Origin of the sequence: Mesorhizobium sp. M0491, from assembly GCF_040321265.1 — a bacterium.
Lineage (GTDB): Bacteria > Pseudomonadota > Alphaproteobacteria > Rhizobiales > Rhizobiaceae > Mesorhizobium.
Map to the genome: position 1 here is coordinate 36,089 of NZ_JAMYRE010000025.1, position 24,023 is coordinate 60,111.

Genomic DNA, 24,023 nt, shown 5'->3' on the forward strand with positions numbered 1-24,023 from the left:
GCCCCTGCTGGCATCGCTCCTCCCTCGCTGTTGTCCATGAGATCGAAAGCGAAGTCGGCTTCTTCGGCCGCTATGGCGTCGGCGCGGCGCTCGCGGCATCCGGAGCAAAGTTCGGAATCATGCCATCGGCAGGGGTCGAGGCATTCGTTGCAGTAGAAGGGCATGTTTGTCTCTGTGGCAGGAAATTTCGTAGTAACAACAATAACTTAGCTGGTAACCAATCTGGTTACAAGCGGGTTACAATAAAAAGACTGCTGTCGGACGACCAAGTGCCAAGACGTTTTGCTTAGGAACGTCGGCGAAAACCCCGCCGCCGAGAGCCATTCCCCCACGGCTGGGTAACGTCTGGTTCAGGCGCTGGATGGCGAGGCTTGTGTTTCAGCTAGATGCGTGGCTGTATGACCCATGAAAAATGGCCGGGGGGCTACATGACCAAAGACCTGTTTCTCACGGGTGTGGCTGCATTCTCATTGCTGATACCGCTTTACTTTGTTCTAAAATGACGATGGCGCCCAAGGCGCATCTTTCGCTGCAGCCGGTGAACTAGGCCGGTTCTGGACTCTACGCCCCAAGAGTCGCATTCTCCCTTTTGGGGAGAGGGGTATGAGCCTACAGGGGCAGAAGGCGTCTAAGCCTAGAAGGCGGCGAAGACGTTCGTTGCTAGAGCAGCGGGCGCTAATCCCGGCGTTGCTATTCGGCCTTGTAGCCGCCGGCTACTTCCTGCCGCAGAGTGACCAACATCGCCTTCCTACCGTGCATCGGCAGGGCGATTCCACAGCGCGCGCGCCGGTTGGATGCACCATCAAGGGAAATATCAGCGTGGAGACAGGCGAGCGCATTTATCACCTGCCCGGCCAGCGATACTACAATGAGACGGTCGTCAGCCCAGCCAAGGGCGAGCGGTGGTTTTGCTCCCAATGGGAAGCTTGGTGGGCCGGCTGGCGAAAGTCTAAGGTCTAGGTGTAGCTGCTGCCTAATGCCGAAGTAGTCGACACGATCAAGCAGCCAAGCATTGAGTTGAGTGACCGCGCCGACCAGAGCTGGGCACGAGGGTGGGCCTAATGACCAGGCCCTATATGATACCAGACAATGGCATTTCTACAATTACGCCTGATGGCCTACGTCGGATCAAGCGGAGTCGCATGCTCTTGCCAATGTAGACTAAGCTAGCCACTGCCAAAATCCTATGGAACTGGACTCCACGTGGTACATTAACCCTATGAGCGGTCGATTCCCAAGGATGTAGCCGCTTAACAGGTCCGCCGCCGGCGCCCCAATAGGCGGCGGACTTCTAATGGCGCTCCTTCAAAAATCGAGCTTCACGCAACAGCGAATTCCAGTTGTGGCCGATGAGCTTGATCAGATCTCGCGCTTCGGGCTCCGAAATGCCGGCCTCTTCAGACAAGCGACGGGCCAGGAGGTCCTTTTCGATCTTGTCGGCGCGCCCGTCGCCATCCTTCTGCATTTGGGTTCTCCCTTGTAAACTAACGTGCGAGATCGCCTGTCGTTTCCCGATCAAACAAAAAAGCCAGCGGCATGGCCATTTGCGTACAATTTTGGGCCATCGGGCTTGGCTAGCTTCGGTTGCATTTTGACAGACGCGGTTAGGAGATAACCAGCCGGTCGTGCTATGTGGGCGCGATGGAATTTTCCCAACACCACGCCTTCAACGAGTTCGAACTAGCGCATTTTCTACGTGCCAGCCTTGCGCACCGGCGGGCGCGAATGCTTGCCCTGCTCGCCGAACTGGTACACCTTCGTATGGAAATCAGAGACGCAGCTGCAATTCGCGCTCATCTGCGCTCTTCACCCGGCCACAAAGCATTCCTACGCGTTGAATAGGCCGGCGCGCGGCGTGTCTCTGCGTACGCAACAGACTTACTCAGCTCCAATAGCAGCAGCGGCGCATTGTACGATTCGTACCCAACGCCTGGTTGGACGCTTAAATGTAGCTTCTGATGGGTTTCAGGAGGATAAATGTCCATCGCCTGCTAACTTTTGGGCGCAGGGCGACTAAGAGATAGCTGAGGTGCGGTGCTCTTGCCCCAAACAGGGAGGCGAGAGCGTGGCTCAGCTTCATCAACCGCACATCCGTAATCGGCTACTGACGTCTTTATCGCCAGATGACTTCGCGCTCATCGCGCCGCATCTCGAACCGGTCACGTTGGGGGTCCGCGAACACTTGTTCAAAGCGGAGCAGCAGATCACGCATGTAACCTTCCCGGAACGAGGGATTGCCTCGATTGTCGCCGACACCGAGGAAGGACGGTTTGAGGTAGGCATGGTCGGATCAGAGGGCCTCGCGGGAATTTCTGTCGTGCTCGGCGTCGACCGCACGCCTCACACCTGCATGGTTCAGGCTGCGGGTGAAGCATTCCGTATCGGGGCGGTCGAGCTTCAGGCGGCGATGGACCACAGCGCCACGCTGCGCGAGCTTCTTCTTCGCTTCGTGCATACCTTCATCGTGCAAGTCAGTCAGACCGCGTATGCCAATGCTGGCTACTCCATCGAGGAGCGGCTGGCGCGCTGGCTGCTTATGACCCATGATCGGCTGGAACAGGACGACATGCCTGTAACTCATGAGTTCATGAGCATCATGCTGGGCGCGCGTCGCCCCGGTGTGACCCTTGCGGTGCAGATGCTGGAGGGCGTCGGTGCGATCAAGAACACGCGTGGTCAGATCCTGCTGAAGGATCGCGCCAAGCTGGAATCGATCGCAGGACAGGCCTATGGTTATGCCGAGAGGGAATACTCGAACGTGTTCCAGTTCCCCATCAAGCGAGAGCAATGAGAGGGGCACTTGCGCTACTTCATGAACGTGCGCTGCCGGGGAAGGCTAATCCCCGACCACGAGGGCGACGAACTGCCCGATGACAGCGCCGTGCACGGCCATGCATTGGCGAACGCGCGTGATCTCGTTTTCAACACTCGCATGGACACGATGCGCAGTTGGTTCGACTGCAGCTTCGAAGTCACGGACGAGAGCGGCAGAACGGTGCTCGTGATGCCGTTCAGCGAGGTGGTTGAGGATCGGTTCTGAACTGCCACCCGACGCCCCATTCACGGCAGCGGCGGGCGTGTCCCAGCGGGATTAGCGCCGCTGTTCCAACAGCGAGCGTCTACGCAGCTCGCTAGGCTGCGGAGCAGCCGTTTGCCCTTGGACGCGCATAAACCCTCTCCCAAGAGGAGAATGCGACTCCTTGAGTCTATAAGGCAGGGCCTAATTCGGCGAACAATATTTGGTAGACCGAAGCGCGGGGCCGCGCTCGGCACCGGCTTCCGTGATCGCACCATACTCCGGTTTGCGCAGTCTGGTATTGATTAACGGTGGCCCTATATGGGGCCGATAGACTTCCGCTCTTACTATAAGGCGGCAGGACTAAAGTCTTGCGCCTTCAGCTACCAAAGTCTGACGTTACCGCTTTGGTTCCTGTATTGGACATTGGACGTTCCGTTATATAAGCCAACTGCAATGTGACGCCCAGGAGGGAAGTTGCGGGTCCAACGGCCAGGGATCCGAGCGCGATCCAAACGTCATTTCGGAGCATTGTTCCAGTGGGTCCGCACCTACTGGCGGGCAGAGGCGGACCCGGCCGGAGGCTTGGAGCCTCGGCCGGCAGCGGGGGACGCTGCCGCCATTCCAACCTGCCCCGAGATATTAGGTTCCGCTAATGCACAAAAAGCCCGCCACCTTTCGGCAGCGGGCAGTCTCACGGGGGGAAAGCACTGAGGGGAACAGTGCCCCCTCCGAAGCTCGTCAGCGCAAGAATGTTCCAGGGCGTTCGCGAAGTTCAATCGAAGCTTAAGCAGGATTGCGGGCAGGCGCCTTACCCAGCCGCGAAACAGAAAAGCCCCGGCGCTGGGTCTGCACCGGGGCTAAGGGCATGTACGAGCTACCTAGCATGTCCGAATTTCAGCTTGCGCTAATATCGTAAATGAATGGTGAACTGATGCGGCGCGCACAAAGGGGACAGAACTTGTAGGGCCCCCGCTCACCTTTCCCTCAAAATGCGAAAGCGATTTGGCCGGTCTTCTCGACACGCGTGGCGATGCCGATCGGCGCGAGGCCGGGCAGGGAATGGATGAAACCGCCGGGCTGATAGGCGCGGTCCTTGCGCCGCTCGGCGCGGAGGTTTTCGTCTGATGGCGGATGGCGAACCTTGCCGGTCCAGTGGCTCCAGCCAAAGGGCGCGTCGGTCAGCTTGGCCTTGGCCAGTCGCTTGCCGTTGCCGTCGCTAAGCAGCGATTCCTCCATGAGGATCGTCAGCATCTCGGCCACGTCTAGCGGCTCCTCAACGAACCACCGTTCGTGCGACAGCCCCCCAGTCGTGAAGGACCGGAAGCCGGTCTCGCTGAAAAACGGCTTGTCGAGGTCGATCACCTTGCCGTGGAGCCCCGGCCCGGCGAGCAGTCCCGGATATTCGACGTCGGTCCTGCAGCCGTGGATCACGAGCATGAACCGACCGGGCTGGCCGTGCATGGGGATTTCGCCATCGGGCGCGGCGAGCTGCCGGCCGAGCCATGCCGATGCCGTGTTCCAGCAGTCGAAGCGGGACTTGCCCTTCGCAGGCCAGGAGTGACCGCTGCCGTCGGCCCGGTTCTCCTGTCCGCCATATTCGGTGATGCGGTATAGGGTCTCGACGCAGGCGTCGATCACCATCGCGTAGGGCGCGCGCGCCGGCTTGTCGCAAGCCATCATCGCCGCGTGGTAGCCGCAGAGCGCTTCGCGGGCGATCGACACCAAATAGTCGTCCGGTCCGTTGCGGAGCATGGCGACGATCTCGTCCTGCTCGCGCCCCATCTTCTCGGCCTCGATCTGCCACGGCTGTTTCTTGGGCTGCTTCTGTGCCTTTGCCATTACAGCAACCTCCCTTCGGCAACCTGCCAGACGCCATCGCCCAGCGGCTCGAATGGGCCGCGCTGGAGGGTCTGGCGGACCTTCGCCTTCCAGTTCGGATTGCGGTCGGCCTTCGGGCTGGTCGCCATCTCGTGGTAGAGATCGTCGAGCCGCATGGCGTCATCGGCGCGCTGCATCACCTTCATAACCTCGTCGACCCATGAACCGACGGAGGCGAAACCGAAGATGAGCGAGCGCAGCCGCAGCGGCACGAACGCACCGGGGATTCCGCTCGCGGCGAGCCGGTCGGCATCGTCGGCCCCGTAGGCACAGAACACCGACGGCGCGCCGGCATTCGCCTTGGCGCGGACGCCGGCCGCATCGTGGAAATGCAGCCGCCCTTCCATGAACAGCAGCGCATCGGCCGCGCGCCACACGAAATCGTGGAACACCTGCGTCTCGGTGCGGGCGAAGATCAGCGCGATACCATGGCCGTGGTCGGCCATACGGCCCATCCAGCGGCCGATCACGTTGTTCGAGTATGGCGGGTTGAGCCACACGCGACCGTGCCAGGACCGGGCAAGACCGTTGTCGGCCACGGTGTAGTGCTGGCGCGCCATATCCCACGGCCGATCGAGCGGCGCGCATGGGTCTAGGTCGAAGCTTTCAGCGCCGCCGAGTGCGGAGAGGATTGCGGGAGGGGTCAGCCAGACCTCGGTGCCGGCCGCCGCGGACTGATGACTACCGATGGGCATCGACGGCCTCCCCGGTCAGTCTGCGCAGCACGTCGCCAACGCTTCCGATGGACGCCTCGAGCCGCTCTTCGTCGATCTCGGCCAGGTCCAGCTTGGTCTCGTCCCCGGCTTCGTCGATCATCGTGAAGACGTTGGCGGTGGAGTGCGGCTTGCGCAGAATTTCCCATGCCCAGCGGGCAGCGGCTTCGGGATCGCCTTCGCCCTCGTAGTCGATTTCCCAGGTGACGAGATAGCGGGCCATCAGCGCTGCTCCTCGCAGGCATCATGGCAATCGCCATTGTTGCCGAGGCATTCAGGATCGCCTTTCGGGCATCCGTCGTCCTCCTCCTCCTCGTCCCCGTCCTCGCGGGTGAGCTGGTCGAAGGTCCACTCGTCGCCCTCGTCGTCGAGGAACACGACTTTCCCGTTGCGCTTGGCGGTCTCCTGATCGTTCCAGAAGACTTCGGTGCCGCCCGAGTGTTCCGGCTCGCCGGTCTCCGGATCGATATCGAGGAGGTGCGCACGCCCGGTCAGGCGCTCCAGAGTGCCGGTGATCGGGCTCCCGGTGGGGGATAGGTAGCTGGCCATGGTCTTTGGTCTCCGTGGTAGGGGTGGTGTCAAAATGGTTGCAAATGTCTATTGACAGAAGCCGGGGGGGATGAGCTAAAAACAGGCAGCCTGATTCTCCTGTGCGCTTCGGGCCGCTCCCCAAAAATCAGAAGGTGTTTTCGACTGGTCCCGGCTTGATGCCGAGCTGACCGGCGACGAACCCAACGACGTCGCTAACGCCTTCGCTATCCAGCGTTTCCAAGGTCTCGCGAAAGCGGCGGCGGAAATAGTCTTGATGCTCGGTGCCGGCATAGTCGGCCATGTGGAGCGCGGTCGCGAACGTGACGGCTTGGAGGCGAGAACCGGTGAAACCGGATTTCTTGTGAAGGCCTTCGGTGATGGTGACGAGGCTCATTTCGGGCGTTCCTTCGCAGTAGGGAAGTAACCAATTTGGTTACAAGTAACTTATTTGGTTACACCCCTATTGCAAGAGAAAAAACAAGGCGTTTTGCGTTATGTTTCAGGGCGTTGTGCCGAAGGAGTGCATCGCGCAAATCCTTCGCGTTTCCGAAGTCGACAAATGGGGCAGAGTGTATAACTGCTGCTCTGGGACGTTCCGGTTTGAGCAGATCACGCTCGCCACGTTCCCCGGCGTCGAGATGCACTCGAACGATGTCAGCCTCTACTCGTCGGCGATTGCCGGCTATGTGCTGGGCAAGCCGATCGACTACGAATTCCACGGCGCGCTCGACTTCGTGAACGAGTTCGATTTCAGGGAACCTGATCAGCGCCTGGCAGCACTTGCCGTCGCCTTCAATCTCGGCCGCTTCGCCGGCGGCAAGGCCAACGTCTACAAGACCAGCCACCGCAACCACCTGGTCGCGAACTTCGCCGGCTATGTCGAGCGCACCTTGGAAAAGGTCCGCAAGCTGCCGGGGATGATCCCGATCAAGAGCTATTCGCCGCGCGACTGGATCGAGCATCTGGACGAGGCGATCGAGCGGAAGGCCGCCATCTTTTCCTACCCGCCGTTCTACAAGGGCGGCTACGAAAAGATGTTCGAGTTTCTGGCCGAGAACATCAAATGGGACGCTCCCCGATACGAGCTGTTCGACCCCAAGGCCTTGCGCGGTCTCATCGAGCGCGTGCGGCTGGCAGGCGTCCCCTACTGCATCCTCTCGGACCAGATTTACGACGATCTGAAACCGGAGCTGGAATTCGTCTCCGGCCGGGGCCACCCGCACTACTGCTACGTGTCGACGGGCAAGTCGTCCTACCTGCAGCTCGTGCCGCGGTCGGCTCCCTTCCGCTACAAGCCGATCGACGTCGAGAAGATCAAGCCGGATTCGGTGGTGACGATCGCTCGGGCCGATGCCGCCCAGATGACGTTCCTCAAGGACGTCTACCTGAAAAAGGGCATCACCCACACGCCCGGCATGGTCAACTACCTGGTGCGCGTCGACGACATGCTGGTCGGGGGGCTGATCTACAACCTCGACAAATTCGCACGCCAGTCGATCTACCTGCTGTCGGATTTCTCCATCTCGCGTGAGGGCAGGCTGTCGAAGCTCGTCACCAGGCTCGCCTGCAACGGCGAGATCCTGCGCGATGTGGGCAAGCGCTTCGTCGACCGCTTCAACAAGGTGCAGACGTCAGCGTTTTCGGAGCATCCGGTCTCGATGAAATATCGCGGTATCTTCGAGCAGACCAAGCGCGAAGAGATCGATGGCCCGGAAGGCAAATTCAGACTGCATTACGTCGGCGCCCGCATCGATGAGACGCCGCAACAAGCGTTCGAGTGGTGGTATGGCAAGCACTTCAATCGTTGACTGGAAGTCTCTCGATGTCGAGGCGCGGCAGGTTGACCCGAAGACGCTCCGGCGCCGCGAGAAGAACGCGCACTACATGGCCCCTGCCATGTTCAAGCGCCTCGTCGAGAACGTCAAAATCGACGGCCGACTGACCACCACGGTCCTGGTGTGCCAGGACAAGGACGGCTCTCTCGAGATCCTGTCCGGACATCACCGCACCGCCGCCGCGATTGAGGCCGGCTTGCCGCTGATCGACGCGCTCGTCATCACCTCGCATCTGAGCGAAAAGCGCAAGGTGGCGATCCAGTTGAGCCACAACTCGATCAACGGCGAAGACGACCAGTCGCTGCTCGCCCAGCTCTACGTCTCACTCGACATCGATGCGAAGAAGTTCTCCGGTCTCGATGACAGCGTGCTCTCGGGCGACAAGGGACCAGGCGCTGCTGCACTCGGCGGTGCCAACATCAAATACGACGAGCTGCTGTTCGCCTTCCTCCCGGAAGACCGCGTGCAGTTCGAGGTCGAGATGGACGCCATCGCCAAAAGGGCGAAGCGCTTCCGCATCCATGCCGCCCCGCAGTCGAGGTTCGACGACTTCTTCGACACCATCGTGCGCACCAAGCAGGGGCTCAACATCGTCAACTCGGGCATCGCGCTTGCAGCCATGGCGCGCCTTGCCGGCGAGCGGCTCGATCAGCTCGAAGCCGAAGCGGAGGACAAACCTGATGCGGCATGAGCTTCCCAATCTGCGCGGCACGTTCTCCGAGCCCGGCGCAATGCCGCCCGCGCCCGCTTCCGCGATGCCGGCAATCGTCGTCGGCGCATTCCTCGCGTTCGGCTTCCTCGTCTGTCTCGCACGCGTCCTGCTCGTGTGATCGGCATGCATTCGTGTGTGTGTAACGCAGTGTCGGTGGTTAGCATGGTCGCAACAGCAAGCATTCTCGGTCAGTTTGCGTATTTGCGCAGGTTAACCAACGCCAAGCCAGCCAAGGCTTTGCAGGATGGTTTTGCAGTCATCTCGTCCCCTCTCGGCCCGGTCTACATGCGGTGGGATTTGGGGAGCGAAAAAAAGAGCCATCCCGAACATTCCGAACACTCACACGCGCGAGTGGTCCGGTGATCAAGACCAAGTCGAGCGTGACGGCATCAAAGCCGACCGCAAAGCCCAAGGCTGCACCGGCTAAAGCGAAGCCGGAAGCGAGCCCGAAAAAAAAGCCGGCGCGGGGCAAGAAGAAACCGGCCAGCAAGCCGAAGCCCCCTGTGGCCCCTGCACCCGATCCCAAGGCAGAGCCGGCACCGCTGGCAGCGCCAGAGGCGAAGCCGGCAGAGGCCAGCAAGGGCGGCGCATCGCCCAAGCTTACCGTCCGCGACGTGCCTCGCGTTATCGCGATGCTGCGCCAGTGCGGTGGCATCAAGACCGTCGCGGCCGAGCGGCTGAACGTCGGCCGCACCACGCTCTACGCCTTCCTGAACGAACACCCTGAAATCCAGGAGGCCGATTCCGAGATCGCGGACGAGCTGCTCGACGTTGCCGAGGGCCAGGTGGTGATCGCGCTTCGCTCTGGCGATATGCAGACGGTGCGCTGGTACCTGGAGCTCAAAGGCAAAGACCGGGGCTTTGTGCGCCGCGTCGAGACCACCGGCAAGAACGGCGGCCCGGTCGAGACGGCGCAAAAGCTCGATCTCGCCAACATGTCGGACGAGGAATTGGAAATCCTGCTGCGCGCCGCAGAAAAGCGGGAGAGCACAGCCGGCGGAAAGTGACACATGGCGCGCATATCAGGCGTCATCCCGCCGACCCCGGACGATATCCGTATTGAGCTAGACCGGCGGGCATGTGCTCGCTCCGTGGTCGAGATGATCAAGCGCGGCTGGCATGTCCTGGAGCCGGGGCAACCCTACAGGCACGGCTGGCACATCGATGCCATCGGCGACCACCTGGAGGCCGTCAGCAGCGGCGAAATCCTTCGCCTGCTCGTCAACGTGCCGCCCGGCACCATGAAGTCGATGGCATGCGGCGTGTTCTTCCCGGCATGGGAGTGGGGACCGCGCAACATGCCGCATTTGCGGTTCATGGGCACGTCCTACAAGGACTCGCTGGCGATCCGCGACAACGTCAAAACACGACGTTTGGTCACGTCCAAATGGTATTGCGATCGCTGGGGCGATCAGTTCTCGATGATCGGGGACCAGAACACCAAGACCAAATTCGAGAACGACAAGACCGGCTTCCGCGAAGCCATGGCCTTCAACTCGATGACGGGCTCTCGCGGTGATCGCGTCCTCCTCGACGATCCGCTGTCGGTTGCGCAGGCGAAGTCGCCGGTCGAGCGCCAGACCGCGAACGACACGTTCCACGAGGCGCTGCCGACCCGTCTCAACAATCCCGATTCGTCGGCGATCATCGTCATCATGCAGCGCCTGCACGAAGACGATCCGTCGGGCGTGATCCTGGCGAACGACTACGGCTATGAGCACCTCATGCTGCCGATGGAGTTCGAGCCCGAGCGCAAATGCTACACCTCGATCGGCTTCGAGGATCCTCGCAAGGTCGACGGCGAATTGCTCTTTCCCGAGCGCTTTCCGCCTCACGTGGTCGAGCGCGACAAGAAGATCATGGGCAGCTACGCCTCGGCGGGGCAGTTCCAGCAGCGCCCCGCGCCTCGCGAAGGCGGCATGTTCAAGCGGTCCTGGTTCGAGGGCAAGTTCGTCAGGCAAGCCCCCAAGGGCACGGTCTGGGTTCGTCATTGGGACTTGGCCGGCACGAAAGGCGGCACTGGCGCGCGCACTGCTGGCGTCAAGCTCGGCCGCGATGCCGACGGCCACTACTACGTCGGCCATGTCGTCACCCTCCGCGAGGAAGGCAAGTCGGTCCGCAAGACCATCAAGGCGACGGCGGCCATCGACGGCAAGACCGTCAACATCAGCCTGCCGCAGGAACCAGGGCAGGCCGGCAAGGCGCAGGTGCAGGACTATGTCGCCGATCTCGCCGGCTACCGCGTCCATGCCGAGGGTGAAACCGGCGACAAGATCACGCGCGCCGAGCCTTTCTCGGCACAGTGCGAATACGGCAACGTTTCGATCGTCGAAGGCGAGTGGAACGAACTCTATCTCGACGAACTCTGCATCTTCCCGGCCGGTAAACTCATGGACCAGGTCGACGCATCTTCCGGCGCCTTTACGAGGCTGCTCAACATCAAGGGGGCCATGGTGATCAGCGACGACGTGCTTCGCCGCGCCTCCCAGCCGGGGCCGCGATGATCAGGAGGTTTTTCAGGGCCGCTCGCCGCCTCTTGAAGCGCAAGCCAGCAGCGCAGCCGCAGAAGGCCGCGCCGCTTGCCGCCATGCCACCAGGTACGCGCGGACCCACCCGCATCTCGGAAGCGATGCTGTCGGCTCTGCGTGGCCAGAAGGCAGCGCCGGCGCAGCAAACGCAGGTGTTCACCCTGCCGCAACACCCGGCCGGCGTGCTGCCGACGGGCAACACTGGCCTCGCCATGGACAGCGCCGTCGGCGCGGTTCAATCCTGGGCCAACGGCTTTGCGCTGAGCGGCTACTATTCGGAAGGGATCACCTTCCTCGGCTACGCCTATCTGTCCGAGCTGGCGCAGCGCCCGGAATACCGGGTGATCTCCGAGACCATCGCGACCGAGATGACGCGGAAGTGGATTCGCTTCACCTCGAACGACGGAGAGGACAAGGCCGACAAGATCACGGAGCTGGAGAACGAGTTCAAGCGCCTCAACGTGCGCGACATGTTCTGCCGCGCTGCCGAGCAGGATGGCTTCTTCGGCCGCGGTCACATCTACATCGACACCGGCGACACCGATTCCCCCGATGAGCTGCAAAAGTCGATCGGCGACGGCTGGGACAAGCTCTCGATCGCGAAGCTCGCCAAGAAGCCTATCCAGGCGCTGCGCACGGTCGAGGCGGTCTGGTGCTATCCGACCAACTACAACTCGAACGATCCCCTCAAGGATAACTGGTATAGGCCCGATAGCTGGTATGTGCAGGCCAAGATCGTTCACACCACGCGGCTGATCACGCTGATCGGGCGCGAAGTCCCCGACCTGTTGAAGCCGACCTATTCCTTCGGCGGCCTGTCGCTGTCGCAGATGGTGAAGCCTTATGTCGACAACTGGTTGGAGACGCGCCAGTCGGTGAACGACATCATCAGCGCCTTCACGGTGTTTGTGCTGGCGAGCAACCTGCAAGAGACGCTGCAGGCGGATGGCGACCAGCTCTTCAAGCGCGCCGAACTTTTCAATTTGGTCAGGTCCAATCGCGGCCTGATGATGATCGACAAGGACACGGAGGACTTCAAGAACGTCTCCGCGTCGCTCTCCGGTCTCGACATGCTCCAGGCGCAGTCGCAGGAGCACATGGCGTCGGTGAGCCACATTCCGCTGGTAAAGCTGCTCGGAACGCAGCCGGCAGGCCTGAACGCCTCGTCCGAGGGCGAGATCATGGTGTTCTACGACCATATCCACTCGTTTCAGGAGAAGCTGTTCCGCCAGCCGATTCACCGCCTTGTTGGCCTGGTGATGATCTCCCTCTGGGGCGAGACCGATGACGGCATCGACTTCGAGTTCGAAAAACTCGAGGAGACCGATGAGAAGGAAGCCGCCGAGGTTGAAAAGACCAAGGCCGAGCGCGACCAGATCCTGATCGACGCGGGCGTCATCTCGCCCGAGGAATCGCGCAAGCGCGTTGCCGCCGATCCGGATTCGGATTTCTCGTCTATCAACGTCGACGATATGCCCGAGCTGATCGACGAGGAAGAGGAAGGCCTGGCCCCGAAGGGCGGCACGATGATCAAGGATCTCGGCGAGACCGGGGCAGAGAAGGACGCGCCCGCTGTCTAGGGGAAGATATGCGCTGAGTGCCCGCCTGTTTAGGTAGGTGTGAAATCGTCCAGAGTGGATTTAGAAACGGTAGTTCAGACCGACGCGGACAAGTTGCCCATCATTGCTGAACTTGTAGGTCCCAATTCGGCCTTGCGGGTTACCGACGCCATAAGACAAGGTGGTCATCGTGGAGTCGGCGAGGTTGTAATAGAGGTATTCGCCTTTCAGCGAGAGCTCGTCTGTCAGGGCGTATTCTGCACCGCCGCCTACCGTCCAGCCGAACCTCGTCGAACGTTCCTCGTTGCTGAAGACGTAAGGGTCTACGCCTAAATTAACATCGAAATAATTGCGGACCTTTCCAAAGGCCATTCCTCCCGTCGCGTAGATCAGCGTGCGGTCGAATGCGGCTCCGATGCGCCCTCTTGCGGTGCCCAGCCATTCGAGTTCGGACGATGCGTTTGCTGTGACAGGAATTTCGCAGCCAAGTACGCTAATACAGGTAATGTCGGTTCCTCCACCCGATCCGATCTGGAAATCAAGCTCCGCACCAACCACTAACGTACCGGACTGGAAATTGTACCCGATCTGGCCTCCACCAATGAAGCCACTTGGGTCGGAATCGGCCACCCAGTTGAGATCAGTTAATGCGCTGTTTGCTAACAGGACGCCGAGCTCGCATCCGACCTCTTCGCAGATCGTCACATCGACGTTGCTGTTCACCCCTTGATAGTACCCTCCCTGAGCGCCGACATAGACGCCTGACCAGTTGTGGGCGCTCTCGACGAACAAGGTCTTAGCGTCATCGTCAGCGGCTATTGCTGGAAAGACCACCCCGAAAACCAAAGCAGCCGCAAGCAGATGAATTTTCATTGAGCCCCCCCAAACGATGCACATGTGTATCATGATTGGCGGGTGACGCAACGGCATCAACCGGGCTCGTTGAGCCCGGACAGTTGTCGGGCAGTCATCGGCCTGGACGAACTTATCGAGGTAAACGCATGAACGAGAGGCGGGAAGTCCGGCTTCGGCTGCTGGAGATGGTGGGTCGCGAGGGCTTCTATCCCGAGACCATCGTCGAAACCGTTCTCGACCTGGAACGGTTTGTCATGGACGCCGGTGTTGCCAAGCCCGAGGAGCCGGCAGATAGTGCGGCTCCCGACACGGACACCACCGGCACCGCTTGATCACGCTCAACCTCTGGGAACTTCTCAAAGCACAGACGCCCGATGATCGCGAGATCGCCGAGACGCTGAGGGATCGTGATGTCCAGCCTGCAAAGTCGACGGACGGCGAAGCGGAACGAAAAGGTTCTGCCTCCCGTCCGCCCCAACCTCGGGATCGAAACGGCATATAGGGGCCGCCTGACGCGCCTGATCGACGCTATGAGCAATAGCGTGATCTACTGGCTGAAAGCCTCCTACCGGGCGAATACGCCCCGCCTGGCGCAAGATGAGACGCCGGCGGATGCGCTGCGCCGATCAATCCGCAAGCTTGCGGCGCAGTGGACCAAGCGCTTCGATATCGCATCGGATCAGCTGGGCGACTATTTCGCGTTGTCGGTCGAGAAACGTTCGAGCGCCGCGCTCCGCAAGATCCTGCGCGATGGCGGCATTTCGGTCGAATTCAAGATGACGGCAGAGATGCGCGACGTTGTCGACGCGACGGTCAACGCCAACGTGTCGCTGATCAAGTCGATCCCGTCGCAGTATTTCGACCAGGTCGAAGGCGCTGTCATGCGGTCGGTGCAGAACAGCCGCGACCTTGCCGGCCTCGTCAAGGAGCTGGAGCGCTTCTCTGGCATATCGAGGCGGCGCGCGGCCTTCATTGCGCTCGACCAGAACAACAAGGCGACGTCAGCCTTCGCCACGGCGCGCGAACTGGCACTCGGCATCGACGAAGCCGAATGGCACCACAGCGGCGGCGGGAAGGAACCTCGCCCCACGCACGTCGCGGCTGGCCGTGAAAAGGTCCGCTACAAGATTTCGACTGGCTGGTACGACCCGGCGGTTAAGCGCTTCGTCAGGCCTGGCGAGGAGCCCGGTTGCCGATGCGTCGGCAAGCCGGTCATCAAGGGGTTTAGCTGATCAGGCGGCGTGCAGTGTCGGGATCGCTTCGATCTCGGCGCTCAGCACCTTCTCTGCCCGTTCGAGGTCATAGGTGCGCTGGAGATTGAGCCAAAGCACCGGACCGTTGCCGATCAACTTGCCGAGGCGTAGCGCCATGGGGACGGTGACAGGCTGCTTCTCGTCCAGGATATCGTAGAGCGTGCGCCGGGAAATCCCGAGCAGCTTGGCGATCTCGGTCTTCGACTTGTCGAGCGCCGGGATGATGTCTTCGCGCAGCAGCTCGCCGGGATGCATCGCGGGCAGGCCGCGCTTGATGGGTGCCGTGTTCATCAGTGGTAATCCTCTAGTTCGACCTCGATAACGTCTTCGCCGTCCCAACCGAAGGTGATGCGCCAGTTTCCGTTCACTCGAACAGAATAGCGCCCCTTCTGATCGCCCGAAAGGCCGTGGAAGCGATAGCCGGGAAGGTCCATGTCTTCCGGCTTTGAGGCTGCTTCCAAGGCCCGAAGGATGCGGGCGACACGCTTGTCGTCTTGCACGCTGAGACCGCGCGGACTGCCGGTCTCGAAGAAGCGTTGCAGGGCTTTGTTGCGGAACGACTTAAGCATGTTTGTAAGGTAGCGCCTTACACATTCGCAGTCAACAAGTTTGTGAGGTGATGCCTCACATATTAGGAAATCACACCGATGCCGAATGGGCAAGAGATCGAGCAGCTCGCGGCCAGCGACACCTTGGCGATGGATCGCGCCAGCGTGCGCACGTTCGACCAGGACGGCCACCTGCGCGTCGAGATGACCCCGATCTCCAAGGCCAACGTCTGCCCGTACTACGGCAGGGAAATCCCGGATTTCGAGGCGCTGGGGCTTGATCCCGAACGCCTCTACTACCTCTACCGCGATGCCGAGGAGCTGGCCAAGGCCGCCCCGACGTTCGTGGGCAAGCCGCTCCTGCTCAAGCACATTCCGGTCAGCGCCAAGGAACACCCGCGCGAAGCCGTTGTCGGTGCGCTCGGCGATGCCGTCGAGTTCCATGCGCCGTACCTCATGGCGCCGCTCAGCATCTGGGATGGGGCAGCAATCGCGCTGATCGAATCCGATCGGCAGAAAGAACTTTCGAGCAGCTATCGCTACCGGGCCGACATGACGCCCGGCACGCTTGCTGGAGAATCCTACGACGGCGTGATGCGGGACATTTCCGCCAATCACGTTGCCTTGGTTGAGGAAGGCCGCGCCGGGCCTGATGTGGTTGTCGGCGACAGCAAACAGGAGATCACGGAAATGAAGAAAACGGCACTGCTGTCGCGCATGGCGTCTGTCGCCCACGGCGCGATCCTTGCCCACGTAATGACGAAGCTGGCCGCCGATCAGAAGATCGATCTGCGCCCCGCTCTGGCTGGCATCACTGCCAAGAACTTCAAGGCCAAGCGGCCCGCGCTCATCGATGCGGTCGGCAAGGCTGCGAAGGGCAAGCTCGCCGCTGACGCCAAGCTCGACGGCCTCGACGCCCTTCTGCTCGCCCTCGACGAAGAGGCCGACGCGCAGGAAGCCATGGACGAGGACGACGACGAAGACGACGACAAGAAAAAGGCCGCCAAGGACGCCGCCGAGGAAGAGGAAAAGAAGAAAGCCGCCAAGGATGCAGCTGAGGAAGAGGCCAAGAAAAAGGCCGCCGAAGATGCCGAGGAAGACGACGACGACGACAAGGTCGGCAAAAAGGCCATGGATTCGGCCATTGCCTCCGCAGTGTCGAAGGCCAAGTCCGAGGTCCGCGCCGAGATGATCAAGACGGCGGCCGATATCCGCGTCGCCGAAGAGGCGGTTCGCCCCTACATCGGCAAGCTGGCGATGGCGCATGACAGCGCCGAAGCCGTCTACCGCACCGCTCTGACCTCGCTTGGCGTCGACATCGACGGCATCCACCCGTCGGCGCTGCCCGCCATCCTCAAGGCCCAGCCGCTGCCGGGCTCTACCCCGGCGCAGCCGCAGCACCGCGTCGCCATGGACGCGGCCGGCGTCAGCTCCTTCCAGGAGATGTTCCCGGTCACGAAAACCCACATCGTCAAGTCGCTCTAAGGCGAGCGGCTTAATTCCTGAAACCCCTTCGAGCCGGCCACCGAGCCGGCTTTTTTCATGAGGAGAATCGCCCATGTCTGGCTTTCAGACGCAGGCCGCCTACAATCCCGCCCCGGCTGTTGAGGGCGACTTCGCTTCCACCAATCCCCGCACCACCGTGATGGCAGCGGCTGGCGCTCTGGTCGCCGGCGCGTTCGGCGTCATCGTCGGCCGCTTTGCCTGGAAGAGCTATGCCCAGGTCGACAGCGACAATGCCCCGGCAGTCGTCAACAACTTCGGCACCGGCCCGGTCGCCGGCTTCATCCACCGCGAGCAGCAGGGCCTGATCGAGCAGTATCTGCAGGAATCGACCATGCTGGTCCCTGCCGGCTTCCCGATGACCGTCTTCGATGGCGGCGACTTCTGGGTGAAGAACAACGGCGCTACCCCGGCTCTGGACGGCATGAAGGTCTATGCCAACTACGCCGACGGCAAGGCCACCGCCGCAGTGACCGGCGCTCCGAACGGCGCCACCACGTCGGCCGGCTCGATCGCTGCCGCCACCAGCGGCTTTGCTGCCTCCATCGTCGGCAATGTGCTGAACGTCACGGCGGTCAATTCGGGCACGATCTATCCCGGCACCACGATCTCGGGCACCGATGTCGCCACCGGCACCAAGATCGTCTCGCAGCTCTCCGGCACGCCGGGCGGCATTGGCACGTATTCGCTCAATATCGCTGACCAGGACGTTGATCCGGGCACCGTGATTGCCGGCACCTATGGCGTGTTCACCGCCGGCGGCACCATCGCTGGCGTCTTCGGCGTCGGCGACACGCTGACCGGTACCGGCATCACCGCCGTCACCACCATCCGCCAACAGCTGACCGGTCCTGCCGGCGGCGCTGGCACCTATGCGGTCGACGTCAACACCGTCGTTGCCTCGGCCGCTCTCACCGCGGCCACCAACGTCGAGACCAAGTGGACCGTGCGTTCCTTCGCCCAGCCGGGCGAGCTGATGAAAATCACCTCCTGGCCGCAGGGCTAAACCCCACCCCTCCCGTCAACCTCGAAACCATGCGCCGGCGTGAAAGCCGGCGGTCTGTGAGGAGAACCACCATGCAATTCCACGACTTCAACACGGCCGCCGCAACGTGGGCGCAGCATCGCCCGATGTTCGAGGCGGCCGGCATCTACCTGCCCGAGGCCCGCGCCTATATGGTCGAGGGCTACCGCACCAACCACTTCGCGATGGATGCGCAGCCCCAGCTGGCCACCACGCCCAACTCGGGCATCCCGGCGTTCCTGACCACGCTGGTCGACCCCGAGGTCTACCGCGTCCTCTTCGCCCCGACGCAGGCCGCCGAAATCTTCGGCGAAACCCGCAAGGGCACCTGGATCGACCAGACCGCGATGTTCCCGACCGTCGAGCAGACGGGCGAGGTGTCGAGCTATGGCGACTACAACGACAACGGTCGCTCTGGCGCGAACATGAACTGGCCGCAGCGCCAGTCCTACCTGTTCCAGACGATCGCCGAGTATGGCGAGCTGGAAATCGAGCGCGCCGGTCTCGGCCGCGTGAATTGGGTTGGCGAGGTCGACGGCGCCGGCACCACCGTGCTCGCCCGCTTCCTGAACACCACCTATTTCAAGGGTGTGCAGGGCCTCCAGAACTATGGCCTGCTCAACGACCCAAACCTGTCGGCTCCGGTCACGCCGGCACCGAAGGCCTACGGCGGCGTGAAGTGGATCAACAACGGCCAGATCGTCGCCACGGCGAACGAAATCTACGCCGATATCCAGTCGCTCTGGCTGCAACTCGTCACCCAGACCGCCGGCCTCATCGACCAGAAGACCAAGATGACGCTGGCGCTGTCGCCGGAATCGCAGCTCGCCATGACTGCGACCAACTCCTTCAACGTCAACGTTGAGGATCTTCTGAAAAAGAACTTCCCCAACCTGCGCGTTGAGACGGCTGTGCAGTATGGCGCGCAGACCGCGATCAACCCCGTGGGCATCGCGGGCGGCAACCTGGTGCAGCTGATCGCTGACGCCATCGAAGGCCAGAAGACCGGATACTGCTCCTTCAACGAAAAGCTTCGCACGCACCCCATCATCCGCGCGATGTCTTCGTGGAAGAAGAAGATGACCAGCGGCACATGGGGCGCGATCATCCGCCAGCCGATGGGCATCTCGCAGATGCTCGGCGTCTAGGGGCCAAGCATTCGGGTCACTTTAAGACCTGGTGTTAAGTCGGCCATTTTGGTTGCGAGGGCCACCGCGCAACCAAACCCGAAAGAGCTGCCAATCTGTCAACCGGCATAGAATCCCGGTAGTGGGTCAGTTTGAAATTTGATGCCGCGAATGCCGTTGTCGTGACCCGCCGTGAACTCCTATATGCTTACAGAAAAGTATGGGACGGCGTATGACAATCGAGTGCATAGCCCCGCCGAATGCACTGGTGCGCGGAAAGAGTGGATCGAAGGTAATCCAGACATCAAGCACGTCAGCACGTCATTTGCCGAACGCCAAAACCGGACTATGCGGATGCATATGCGCCGCTTAACGCGCCTGACCAACGGCAGTGGAAGGTCACGCCAACGCCGTTGCCCTGCACTTCATGTACTACAATTTCGTCCGCATCCATGCGACGCTGCGCATGACCCCGGCGATGGCCGCCGGCGTGACTGGCAAGCTTTGGGAGATTAGCAATATCGTTGCGCTGGTCGAGGCGAAGGAAGCCGAAAAGCCAGCGGCTCGGGGGCGTACCGGAAGAAAGGTGTCTCAACTGATTGATCCTCAACCCATCACGAATGAAAATATCCTGAGGGTTCTTTGCATCGTCCTCGTCGAAATTCGCGCGACCGATGATCTATCCAGAGCTCGTATGCTCGCGGATTCATTTCACAACGCACCGGCCATGATCGCCTCTGGCGCCGGTCCGCAGGATACCTGGGCAAGTGTACTTGGAACCGCTCGCAGGCTTGATATGGAACGATATGTCGTCTCACTGCTGAGCCACGTTCAGGCGAGACAGATTTCAAACTGACCCACTACCAGAATCCCGCATAACTGTTGGGCGTTTTGGCGACGCCTCGCTTGACAACACTTGGTGCCGGATTGTAACCATTTTGGCACCAAATCACTTCCGCGGGGTAGAGCAGCCCGGTAGCTCGTCAGGCTCATGAAGGTCGTCCGTTCAAATCGGACCCCCGCCACCAAATCCGGACCTCAAACGGTCTCGTAGACGCGTTGGCGCTGAAACGAGATCTGAAAGGCGAGGATGGCGCTAAAGGCAAGCATCTGGCCCAGCCCGGGTGAAAGACCGGGCAACAGTTTTGAGGGTGCGCACCTGCGCCGACGGCCGATCTAGACGGCAAGAGCAGATGACCCTGGGTCCGGCGACGTGCGCGGAACGGACAGGCAGAGTCGGGCCGAGAAATCGCTCGGTGGGGAGCAAACCCGGCACCCACCACCCCAACACGGCCGGCCCCTCTGCATTGTACGGGGCGGTCCTCCAAAGGTCGGTGACGGCGCTTCACGCGGTCACGGGTAGAGGTCCGGGACACCGAAACGTTAGCCGGAGGCTCCCTGAACATAAGGGCGGTCGCGACGATCGTGAAACGTTCAAACTCCACAAGCGCGAATGCTCGTGTGATTGCGCCAATAAGCGGGAATGAAGGCCCGTGTGGGGCGAGCGGGTAAACGGACGGACCGGCACCACGCTCGCCCTCTGAATTCAAGATGTCCTCCCAGGACAGCGAGGCGCGGAAACGCAGCCTTGCAAAGGTTCTCGCAAGGGGAGCCAGGGGACCTGCTCGGCGCGCTTTTTGCCGGGTGTGCTGAGCAGGTCCCACCACAGTTTGCGGATGCTCCGTGAGAGGTGCCTGTTCCACAGGCGCTGAGCCAGGATTGACACCTGGCATCCGCTCCAGCGTTCGAGCCGCGTCACTGGTGATAGTTGGTGGGGGCACCTCTGATCATCTCTGGCGCGGCTCGGACGACCCGAGGAACCCCGATGTACCGTATTAGCGATGACAAGCGGCAGGCGATCATAAGCGCCTATCTCGCGGGGGTTCCAACCACCGATATCGCGAAGCGCTACGGCGTCTCGGAGAGCTACCCGAGCCAACTTGCCGGCCGCCTCCAGGTGAAGCGGCGCAACCTCGCCAACTGCCGCAAGCGCGGCCCGAACATCAACCAGAAGACGCGCGTCGTGATCGCTAAGCCAGCGGACGAAGTCGTCGAGCTACCCGCGCCAGCCGCCAACAACACCGCCGAAATCCGGCGCTTGGCAGGCATCGGCCGCCGGCGCACCGAGATCGCCGCACTGCTGCGCTGTCCCTATCGCGTCGTCGATGAAGCGTTGTCTTAACGCCCCCTTTTTTCAACCGGAGTACAACGATGTCCGCCACTGTTACCGTCGCCTGCAAGCTTCCCCACGGCCTGATCATGCGCCTCCACACGATGGAGGACATGAACGAGCCGACCGCCGGCGGCGGCTTTCGCAAGGTGAAGCGTGCCCAGGTCGTTGGCGAGCCCGTCGTTCTGAAAGGCTACAGCCGCCGCTACAATCGCGGCACCGAGCAGGCGCCGGCCGCGATCGCCAGCAGCTACGCGCTGACCACAGGCGTCGACGCCGACTTCTTCAAGCAGTGGATGGCCCAGAACAAAGACCTCGACGCGGTCAAGAACAACCTCATCTGGGCTCACGCCGAGACCGACATGGTCGAGGGCTTCATCGTGGAGCACGACAAGCAGAAGTCGGGCTTCGAGCCGATCGATCCCAACAACCTGCCGCGCGGCATTCAGGCCTACAAGAAAGAGGAAGCCTGAGAGAGCTGACGCGGGCGAACACCGGGGGCCGCCATGGGCGTCATCGTCGATTTCAGCTACGCGAACTTCGTGGCGATCTTTCCGCAGTTCGCCTCGCTCAGCCAGCCGCAGGTTGAGCAGGGCGCGCTGCCGGTGGCAGTGCTCTACTGCCGCAATGATGGCGGCGGCCCCGTCACCAACGCCGAGACGCAGACCACGCTGCTCAACCTCATGGTCGCCCACATCTGCCAGCTCATGTACGGCGCTAACGGTCAGGCGCCGGCGGGCATCGTCGGGCGCATCTCGAACGCGGCCGAGGGCAGCGTCTCGGTGCAGGCCGAGTTCCCCATGACGCCAAGCAACGCTTGGTTCATGCAGACCCCATTCGGCGCGGCCTTCTGGCAGGGCACCGCCTCCTACCGGACCATGCGCTACATGCCCGGGCCGGTCCGCTTCTTCAATCCCTGGCTCAATCAGTAAAGGACGCCCCCCATGGACCTGCTCACCCTGTTGCAGCGCGAATTCCGCGAGTTCCGCCAGCAAGCCGAGGCTCGCATCAAGAGCCTCGAGCGCAGCCTTCGCATCATCCCGCCGGAGCCCGTCTTCGTGCCGGAGCCGGCCGCAACCGATCCTGCTGTCGCCGCCACCACCGTCGCCGTAGCGACGATGCCGGCAACCCCGGCCGAGACGCCAGCTGAGACGCCTTCTGCCACGCCTCCGGTCGAGGAAGTCGCTGCCGGCACCGCCGGGCCGGCGACCGACCCTGTGACCGATCCTGCTGCCGGCGCGGACGACACCAGCGCGGACAACAAGCCGAAGGCTGGCAAGGGCAAGACCGCCGACCAGGCGGCCGACCAGACCGACGCGGCCAAGTGAGGCGATGGTGCAGCTCTCCGGCGGCGACAAGCTCGCCGCAAAGCTCGCCGAAATCTCGAAGAACCTCCAGAAGGCCGCGTCTGTCGATGTCGGCTTCCTGGAGGGCGCGACTTATCCCGACGGCACGTCCGTCCCGCTGGTCGCGGCGCTGAACGAGTTCGGCAGCCGCGACACGCCGCCCCGGCCGTTTTTCAGGGGCATGATCGAAGACAAGAGCCCCGAGTGGCCCGATGCCGTGGGCAACCTCCTGGTGGCGAACGGCTACGACACCGAAAAGACGCTGGGCCAGACAGGCGCGGCCATCAAGGGCCAGTTGCAGGCGGCAATCACCGCCTATGACGGCCCGCCCCTGCAACACGCCACCGTCGCCCGCAAGGGCAACGACAAGCAGCTGGTGGACACAGGCCACATGCTGGCTTCGGTCGACTATGCGGTAAAATCCTGAACCGGAGACCATGACGATGAAGGCCGTCCTTTTTTCGAGCAACCTCGGCGATATCAACGCCGATCTGGCATTCAAGAACAACTTCTCGGCCGTGACCGATCCGGCCGTGACCGACGATTCCAGCGAGGGCTATCAGATCGGCTCGACGTGGGTGAACACCGCCACCGACACCGCATGGCTTTGCGTCGATGCGACCGCCGGCGCGGCCATCTGGAGCGCCACCGCACAGGTCGGCTCGACGCAGGGCGCGCCAGCCGCGCACACCGTCTCCGGCACGCTCGCTCCCGCCGATCTTCTGGCTGGCATCATCACCATTGCGCAGGGCGCCGGCGCGCCTTCGGCTCAGCAGCTCCCCACCGGTACCGCGCTCCAGAACGCGCTGCCGGACTTCCAGCTCAACGACGCCTTCGACGTGTCGGTGATCAACACCTCCGTCGTCGATGCCGAGGACGCGACCATCACCACCAACAACGGCATGACGCTGGTCGGTTCGATGGACTTCCCGGCCCACAGCAGCGCCACGATCCCATCGAGCGGGATCCTGCGCTTCCGCAACACGGGCGTCGACACCTTCACGGTCTACCGCGTCGGCTGATCGACCATGAACCTCCACGGGATCGTTTCGGCCGCGATCGCAACGGTCAACCCGTTCGTGACCGCCATGCTGAAACGGTCCAGCGGCTACACCACGGCGGCCGACGGCACGCGCACACCGAGCTTTGTCGACGTGCCTGGCGTCCCCCTGCATGCGCAGGCGCTGAGCTACACCGACCTCCAGCTGCTCGACGGCCTCAACATTCAGGGCGTGCGCCGCGCGGTCTACCTCAACGGCTCGGCGCTTGGTGTGGTGCGCGAGCTGCAAGTTGGCGGCGATCTCTTCGTCTTCCCCGCCGGCACCTTTCCGGAAGGCAACACCTGGCTCGTCGCGCATGTGCTCGAGTCTTGGCCCGACTGGTGCAAATGCGCCTTGACCCTACAAATGGATGGAGCCTGAC

At 62.0% G+C, this 24,023-nt stretch carries 30 protein-coding genes and 1 pseudogene; 22 read left to right on the plus strand and 9 right to left on the minus strand.

The annotated features are described in order from the left end of the window. Positions 1 to 603 precede the first annotated feature (603 nt). Positions 604 to 960 carry a sunset domain-containing protein gene (locus tag NKI69_RS27285; RefSeq protein WP_352722902.1) on the plus strand — a complete coding sequence of 119 codons (357 nt, stop codon included), beginning with the start codon at positions 604 to 606 and terminating at the stop codon, positions 958 to 960. Between the two features lie 331 nt (positions 961 to 1,291). Here the strand turns inward: NKI69_RS27285 and NKI69_RS27290 are convergent, their stop codons facing one another. Continuing rightward, positions 1,292 to 1,465 carry a hypothetical protein gene (locus tag NKI69_RS27290; protein WP_352722903.1) on the minus strand — a complete coding sequence of 58 codons (174 nt, stop codon included), beginning with the start codon at positions 1,463 to 1,465 and terminating at the stop codon, positions 1,292 to 1,294. Positions 1,466 to 2,065: 600 nt separating this feature from the next. Between NKI69_RS27290 and NKI69_RS27295 the strand changes: the two genes are divergently transcribed. After that, positions 2,066 to 2,791 (plus strand): Crp/Fnr family transcriptional regulator, encoded by a 726-nt coding sequence (locus NKI69_RS27295; protein ID WP_352722904.1) that lies wholly within the window; start codon positions 2,066 to 2,068, stop codon positions 2,789 to 2,791. A gap of 9 nt (positions 2,792 to 2,800) precedes the next feature. Then, positions 2,801 to 3,040 (plus strand): DUF6894 family protein, encoded by a 240-nt coding sequence (locus tag NKI69_RS27300; protein ID WP_352722905.1) that lies wholly within the window; start codon positions 2,801 to 2,803, stop codon positions 3,038 to 3,040. Positions 3,041 to 4,003: 963 nt separating this feature from the next. Here the strand turns inward: NKI69_RS27300 and NKI69_RS27305 are convergent. The 5 genes from NKI69_RS27305 to NKI69_RS27325 form a co-directional block, all read right to left on the minus strand. Further along, positions 4,004 to 4,858 carry a hypothetical protein gene (locus NKI69_RS27305; protein ID WP_352722906.1) on the minus strand — a complete coding sequence of 285 codons (855 nt, stop codon included), beginning with the start codon at positions 4,856 to 4,858 and terminating at the stop codon, positions 4,004 to 4,006. Further along, positions 4,858 to 5,592, minus strand: coding sequence for a DNA N-6-adenine-methyltransferase (locus NKI69_RS27310; RefSeq protein ID WP_352722907.1), 735 nt, complete (start codon positions 5,590 to 5,592; stop codon positions 4,858 to 4,860). Before NKI69_RS27310 ends, NKI69_RS27305 begins: the two co-directional genes overlap by 1 nt. Beyond that, positions 5,579 to 5,833 (minus strand): hypothetical protein, encoded by a 255-nt coding sequence (locus NKI69_RS27315; RefSeq protein ID WP_352722908.1) that lies wholly within the window; start codon positions 5,831 to 5,833, stop codon positions 5,579 to 5,581. The genes NKI69_RS27310 and NKI69_RS27315 overlap by 14 nt, the downstream gene beginning before the upstream one ends. Next, entirely contained in the window at positions 5,833 to 6,159 is a 327-nt protein-coding gene (locus NKI69_RS27320) for a hypothetical protein (protein ID WP_352722909.1), read from the minus strand. Before NKI69_RS27320 ends, NKI69_RS27315 begins: the two co-directional genes overlap by 1 nt. A gap of 127 nt (positions 6,160 to 6,286) precedes the next feature. After that, entirely contained in the window at positions 6,287 to 6,535 is a 249-nt protein-coding gene (locus NKI69_RS27325; protein WP_352722910.1) for a hypothetical protein, read from the minus strand. A gap of 100 nt (positions 6,536 to 6,635) precedes the next feature. Here NKI69_RS27325 and NKI69_RS27330 point away from each other — a divergent pair, with 100 nt between their 5' ends. The 6 genes from NKI69_RS27330 to NKI69_RS27355 all read left to right on the plus strand — a co-directional run bounded on the left by NKI69_RS27330 (position 6,636) and on the right by NKI69_RS27355 (position 12,796). Continuing rightward, on the plus strand, positions 6,636 to 7,949 hold the full coding sequence (locus tag NKI69_RS27330; protein ID WP_352722911.1) for a putative antirestriction adenine methyltransferase: 1,314 nt from the start codon (positions 6,636 to 6,638) through the stop codon (positions 7,947 to 7,949). Further along, positions 7,927 to 8,667, plus strand: coding sequence for a ParB/RepB/Spo0J family partition protein (locus NKI69_RS27335; protein WP_352722912.1), 741 nt, complete (start codon positions 7,927 to 7,929; stop codon positions 8,665 to 8,667). Before NKI69_RS27330 ends, NKI69_RS27335 begins: the two co-directional genes overlap by 23 nt. Then, the gene (locus NKI69_RS27340; protein WP_352722913.1) at positions 8,657 to 8,806 is read left to right on the plus strand and encodes a hypothetical protein; all 150 of its coding nucleotides are present in this window, start codon (positions 8,657 to 8,659) and stop codon (positions 8,804 to 8,806) included. Before NKI69_RS27335 ends, NKI69_RS27340 begins: the two co-directional genes overlap by 11 nt. 241 nt (positions 8,807 to 9,047) lie before the next feature. Continuing rightward, a complete protein-coding gene (locus tag NKI69_RS27345) occupies positions 9,048 to 9,695 on the plus strand; it encodes a helix-turn-helix domain-containing protein (RefSeq protein ID WP_352722914.1) in 648 nt (215 codons plus the stop codon). A gap of 3 nt (positions 9,696 to 9,698) precedes the next feature. Next, positions 9,699 to 11,192 carry a phage terminase large subunit gene (gene terL, locus NKI69_RS27350; RefSeq protein ID WP_352722915.1) on the plus strand — a complete coding sequence of 498 codons (1,494 nt, stop codon included), beginning with the start codon at positions 9,699 to 9,701 and terminating at the stop codon, positions 11,190 to 11,192. Further along, positions 11,189 to 12,796, plus strand: a complete 1,608-nt coding sequence (locus tag NKI69_RS27355) for a DUF1073 domain-containing protein (protein WP_352722916.1) — start codon at positions 11,189 to 11,191, stop codon at positions 12,794 to 12,796. The genes terL and NKI69_RS27355 overlap by 4 nt, the downstream gene beginning before the upstream one ends. Before the next feature lie 60 nt (positions 12,797 to 12,856). On the opposite strand, the gene NKI69_RS27360 is transcribed toward NKI69_RS27355, so the two are convergent. Continuing rightward, on the minus strand, positions 12,857 to 13,648 hold the full coding sequence (locus NKI69_RS27360) for an outer membrane protein (RefSeq protein ID WP_352722917.1): 792 nt from the start codon (positions 13,646 to 13,648) through the stop codon (positions 12,857 to 12,859). Between the two features lie 128 nt (positions 13,649 to 13,776). Here NKI69_RS27360 and NKI69_RS27365 point away from each other — a divergent pair, with 128 nt between their 5' ends. Next, a complete protein-coding gene (locus NKI69_RS27365; protein WP_352722918.1) occupies positions 13,777 to 13,962 on the plus strand; it encodes a hypothetical protein in 186 nt (61 codons plus the stop codon). A gap of 198 nt (positions 13,963 to 14,160) precedes the next feature. Then, positions 14,161 to 14,862 carry a phage head morphogenesis protein gene (locus tag NKI69_RS27370; RefSeq protein WP_352722919.1) on the plus strand — a complete coding sequence of 234 codons (702 nt, stop codon included), beginning with the start codon at positions 14,161 to 14,163 and terminating at the stop codon, positions 14,860 to 14,862. Here the strand turns inward: NKI69_RS27370 and NKI69_RS27375 are convergent, their stop codons facing one another. Both NKI69_RS27375 and NKI69_RS27380 read right to left on the minus strand, forming a co-directional pair. After that, entirely contained in the window at positions 14,863 to 15,174 is a 312-nt protein-coding gene (locus NKI69_RS27375; RefSeq protein ID WP_352722920.1) for a HigA family addiction module antitoxin, read from the minus strand. Next, the gene (locus tag NKI69_RS27380) at positions 15,174 to 15,452 is read right to left on the minus strand and encodes a type II toxin-antitoxin system RelE/ParE family toxin (RefSeq protein WP_352722921.1); all 279 of its coding nucleotides are present in this window, start codon (positions 15,450 to 15,452) and stop codon (positions 15,174 to 15,176) included. Before NKI69_RS27380 ends, NKI69_RS27375 begins: the two co-directional genes overlap by 1 nt. Before the next feature lie 78 nt (positions 15,453 to 15,530). On the opposite strand from NKI69_RS27380, the gene NKI69_RS27385 reads away from it, so the two are divergent. The 11 genes and pseudogenes from NKI69_RS27385 (at position 15,531) to NKI69_RS27435 (ending at position 24,022) form a co-directional block, all read left to right on the plus strand. Next, entirely contained in the window at positions 15,531 to 16,916 is a 1,386-nt protein-coding gene (locus NKI69_RS27385; RefSeq protein ID WP_352722922.1) for a DUF2213 domain-containing protein, read from the plus strand. Positions 16,917 to 16,989: 73 nt separating this feature from the next. Beyond that, on the plus strand, positions 16,990 to 17,940 hold the full coding sequence (locus tag NKI69_RS27390; RefSeq protein ID WP_352722923.1) for a structural cement protein Gp24: 951 nt from the start codon (positions 16,990 to 16,992) through the stop codon (positions 17,938 to 17,940). 71 nt (positions 17,941 to 18,011) lie between these two features. Further along, the gene (locus NKI69_RS27395; protein WP_352722924.1) at positions 18,012 to 19,106 is read left to right on the plus strand and encodes a major capsid family protein; all 1,095 of its coding nucleotides are present in this window, start codon (positions 18,012 to 18,014) and stop codon (positions 19,104 to 19,106) included. A 183-nt stretch (positions 19,107 to 19,289) separates the two neighbouring features. Continuing rightward, a pseudogene (locus NKI69_RS33585) lies at positions 19,290 to 19,656 on the plus strand (IS1 family transposase); the annotation flags it as partial. A gap of 1,254 nt (positions 19,657 to 20,910) precedes the next feature. Continuing rightward, a complete protein-coding gene (locus tag NKI69_RS27405) occupies positions 20,911 to 21,267 on the plus strand; it encodes a hypothetical protein (RefSeq protein ID WP_352722925.1) in 357 nt (118 codons plus the stop codon). 29 nt (positions 21,268 to 21,296) lie between these two features. Continuing rightward, entirely contained in the window at positions 21,297 to 21,728 is a 432-nt protein-coding gene (locus NKI69_RS27410) for a hypothetical protein (protein WP_352722926.1), read from the plus strand. A gap of 33 nt (positions 21,729 to 21,761) precedes the next feature. After that, positions 21,762 to 22,187 (plus strand): DUF4054 domain-containing protein, encoded by a 426-nt coding sequence (locus NKI69_RS27415; RefSeq protein ID WP_352722927.1) that lies wholly within the window; start codon positions 21,762 to 21,764, stop codon positions 22,185 to 22,187. A gap of 12 nt (positions 22,188 to 22,199) precedes the next feature. Beyond that, positions 22,200 to 22,583, plus strand: coding sequence for a hypothetical protein (locus NKI69_RS27420; RefSeq protein WP_352722928.1), 384 nt, complete (start codon positions 22,200 to 22,202; stop codon positions 22,581 to 22,583). Between the two features lie 4 nt (positions 22,584 to 22,587). Further along, positions 22,588 to 23,028 carry a hypothetical protein gene (locus NKI69_RS27425; protein ID WP_352722929.1) on the plus strand — a complete coding sequence of 147 codons (441 nt, stop codon included), beginning with the start codon at positions 22,588 to 22,590 and terminating at the stop codon, positions 23,026 to 23,028. A gap of 10 nt (positions 23,029 to 23,038) precedes the next feature. After that, positions 23,039 to 23,623 carry a hypothetical protein gene (locus NKI69_RS27430; protein ID WP_352722930.1) on the plus strand — a complete coding sequence of 195 codons (585 nt, stop codon included), beginning with the start codon at positions 23,039 to 23,041 and terminating at the stop codon, positions 23,621 to 23,623. A gap of 6 nt (positions 23,624 to 23,629) precedes the next feature. After that, entirely contained in the window at positions 23,630 to 24,022 is a 393-nt protein-coding gene (locus tag NKI69_RS27435; protein WP_352722931.1) for a hypothetical protein, read from the plus strand. The last annotated feature ends 1 nt before the right edge of the window (position 24,023 follow it).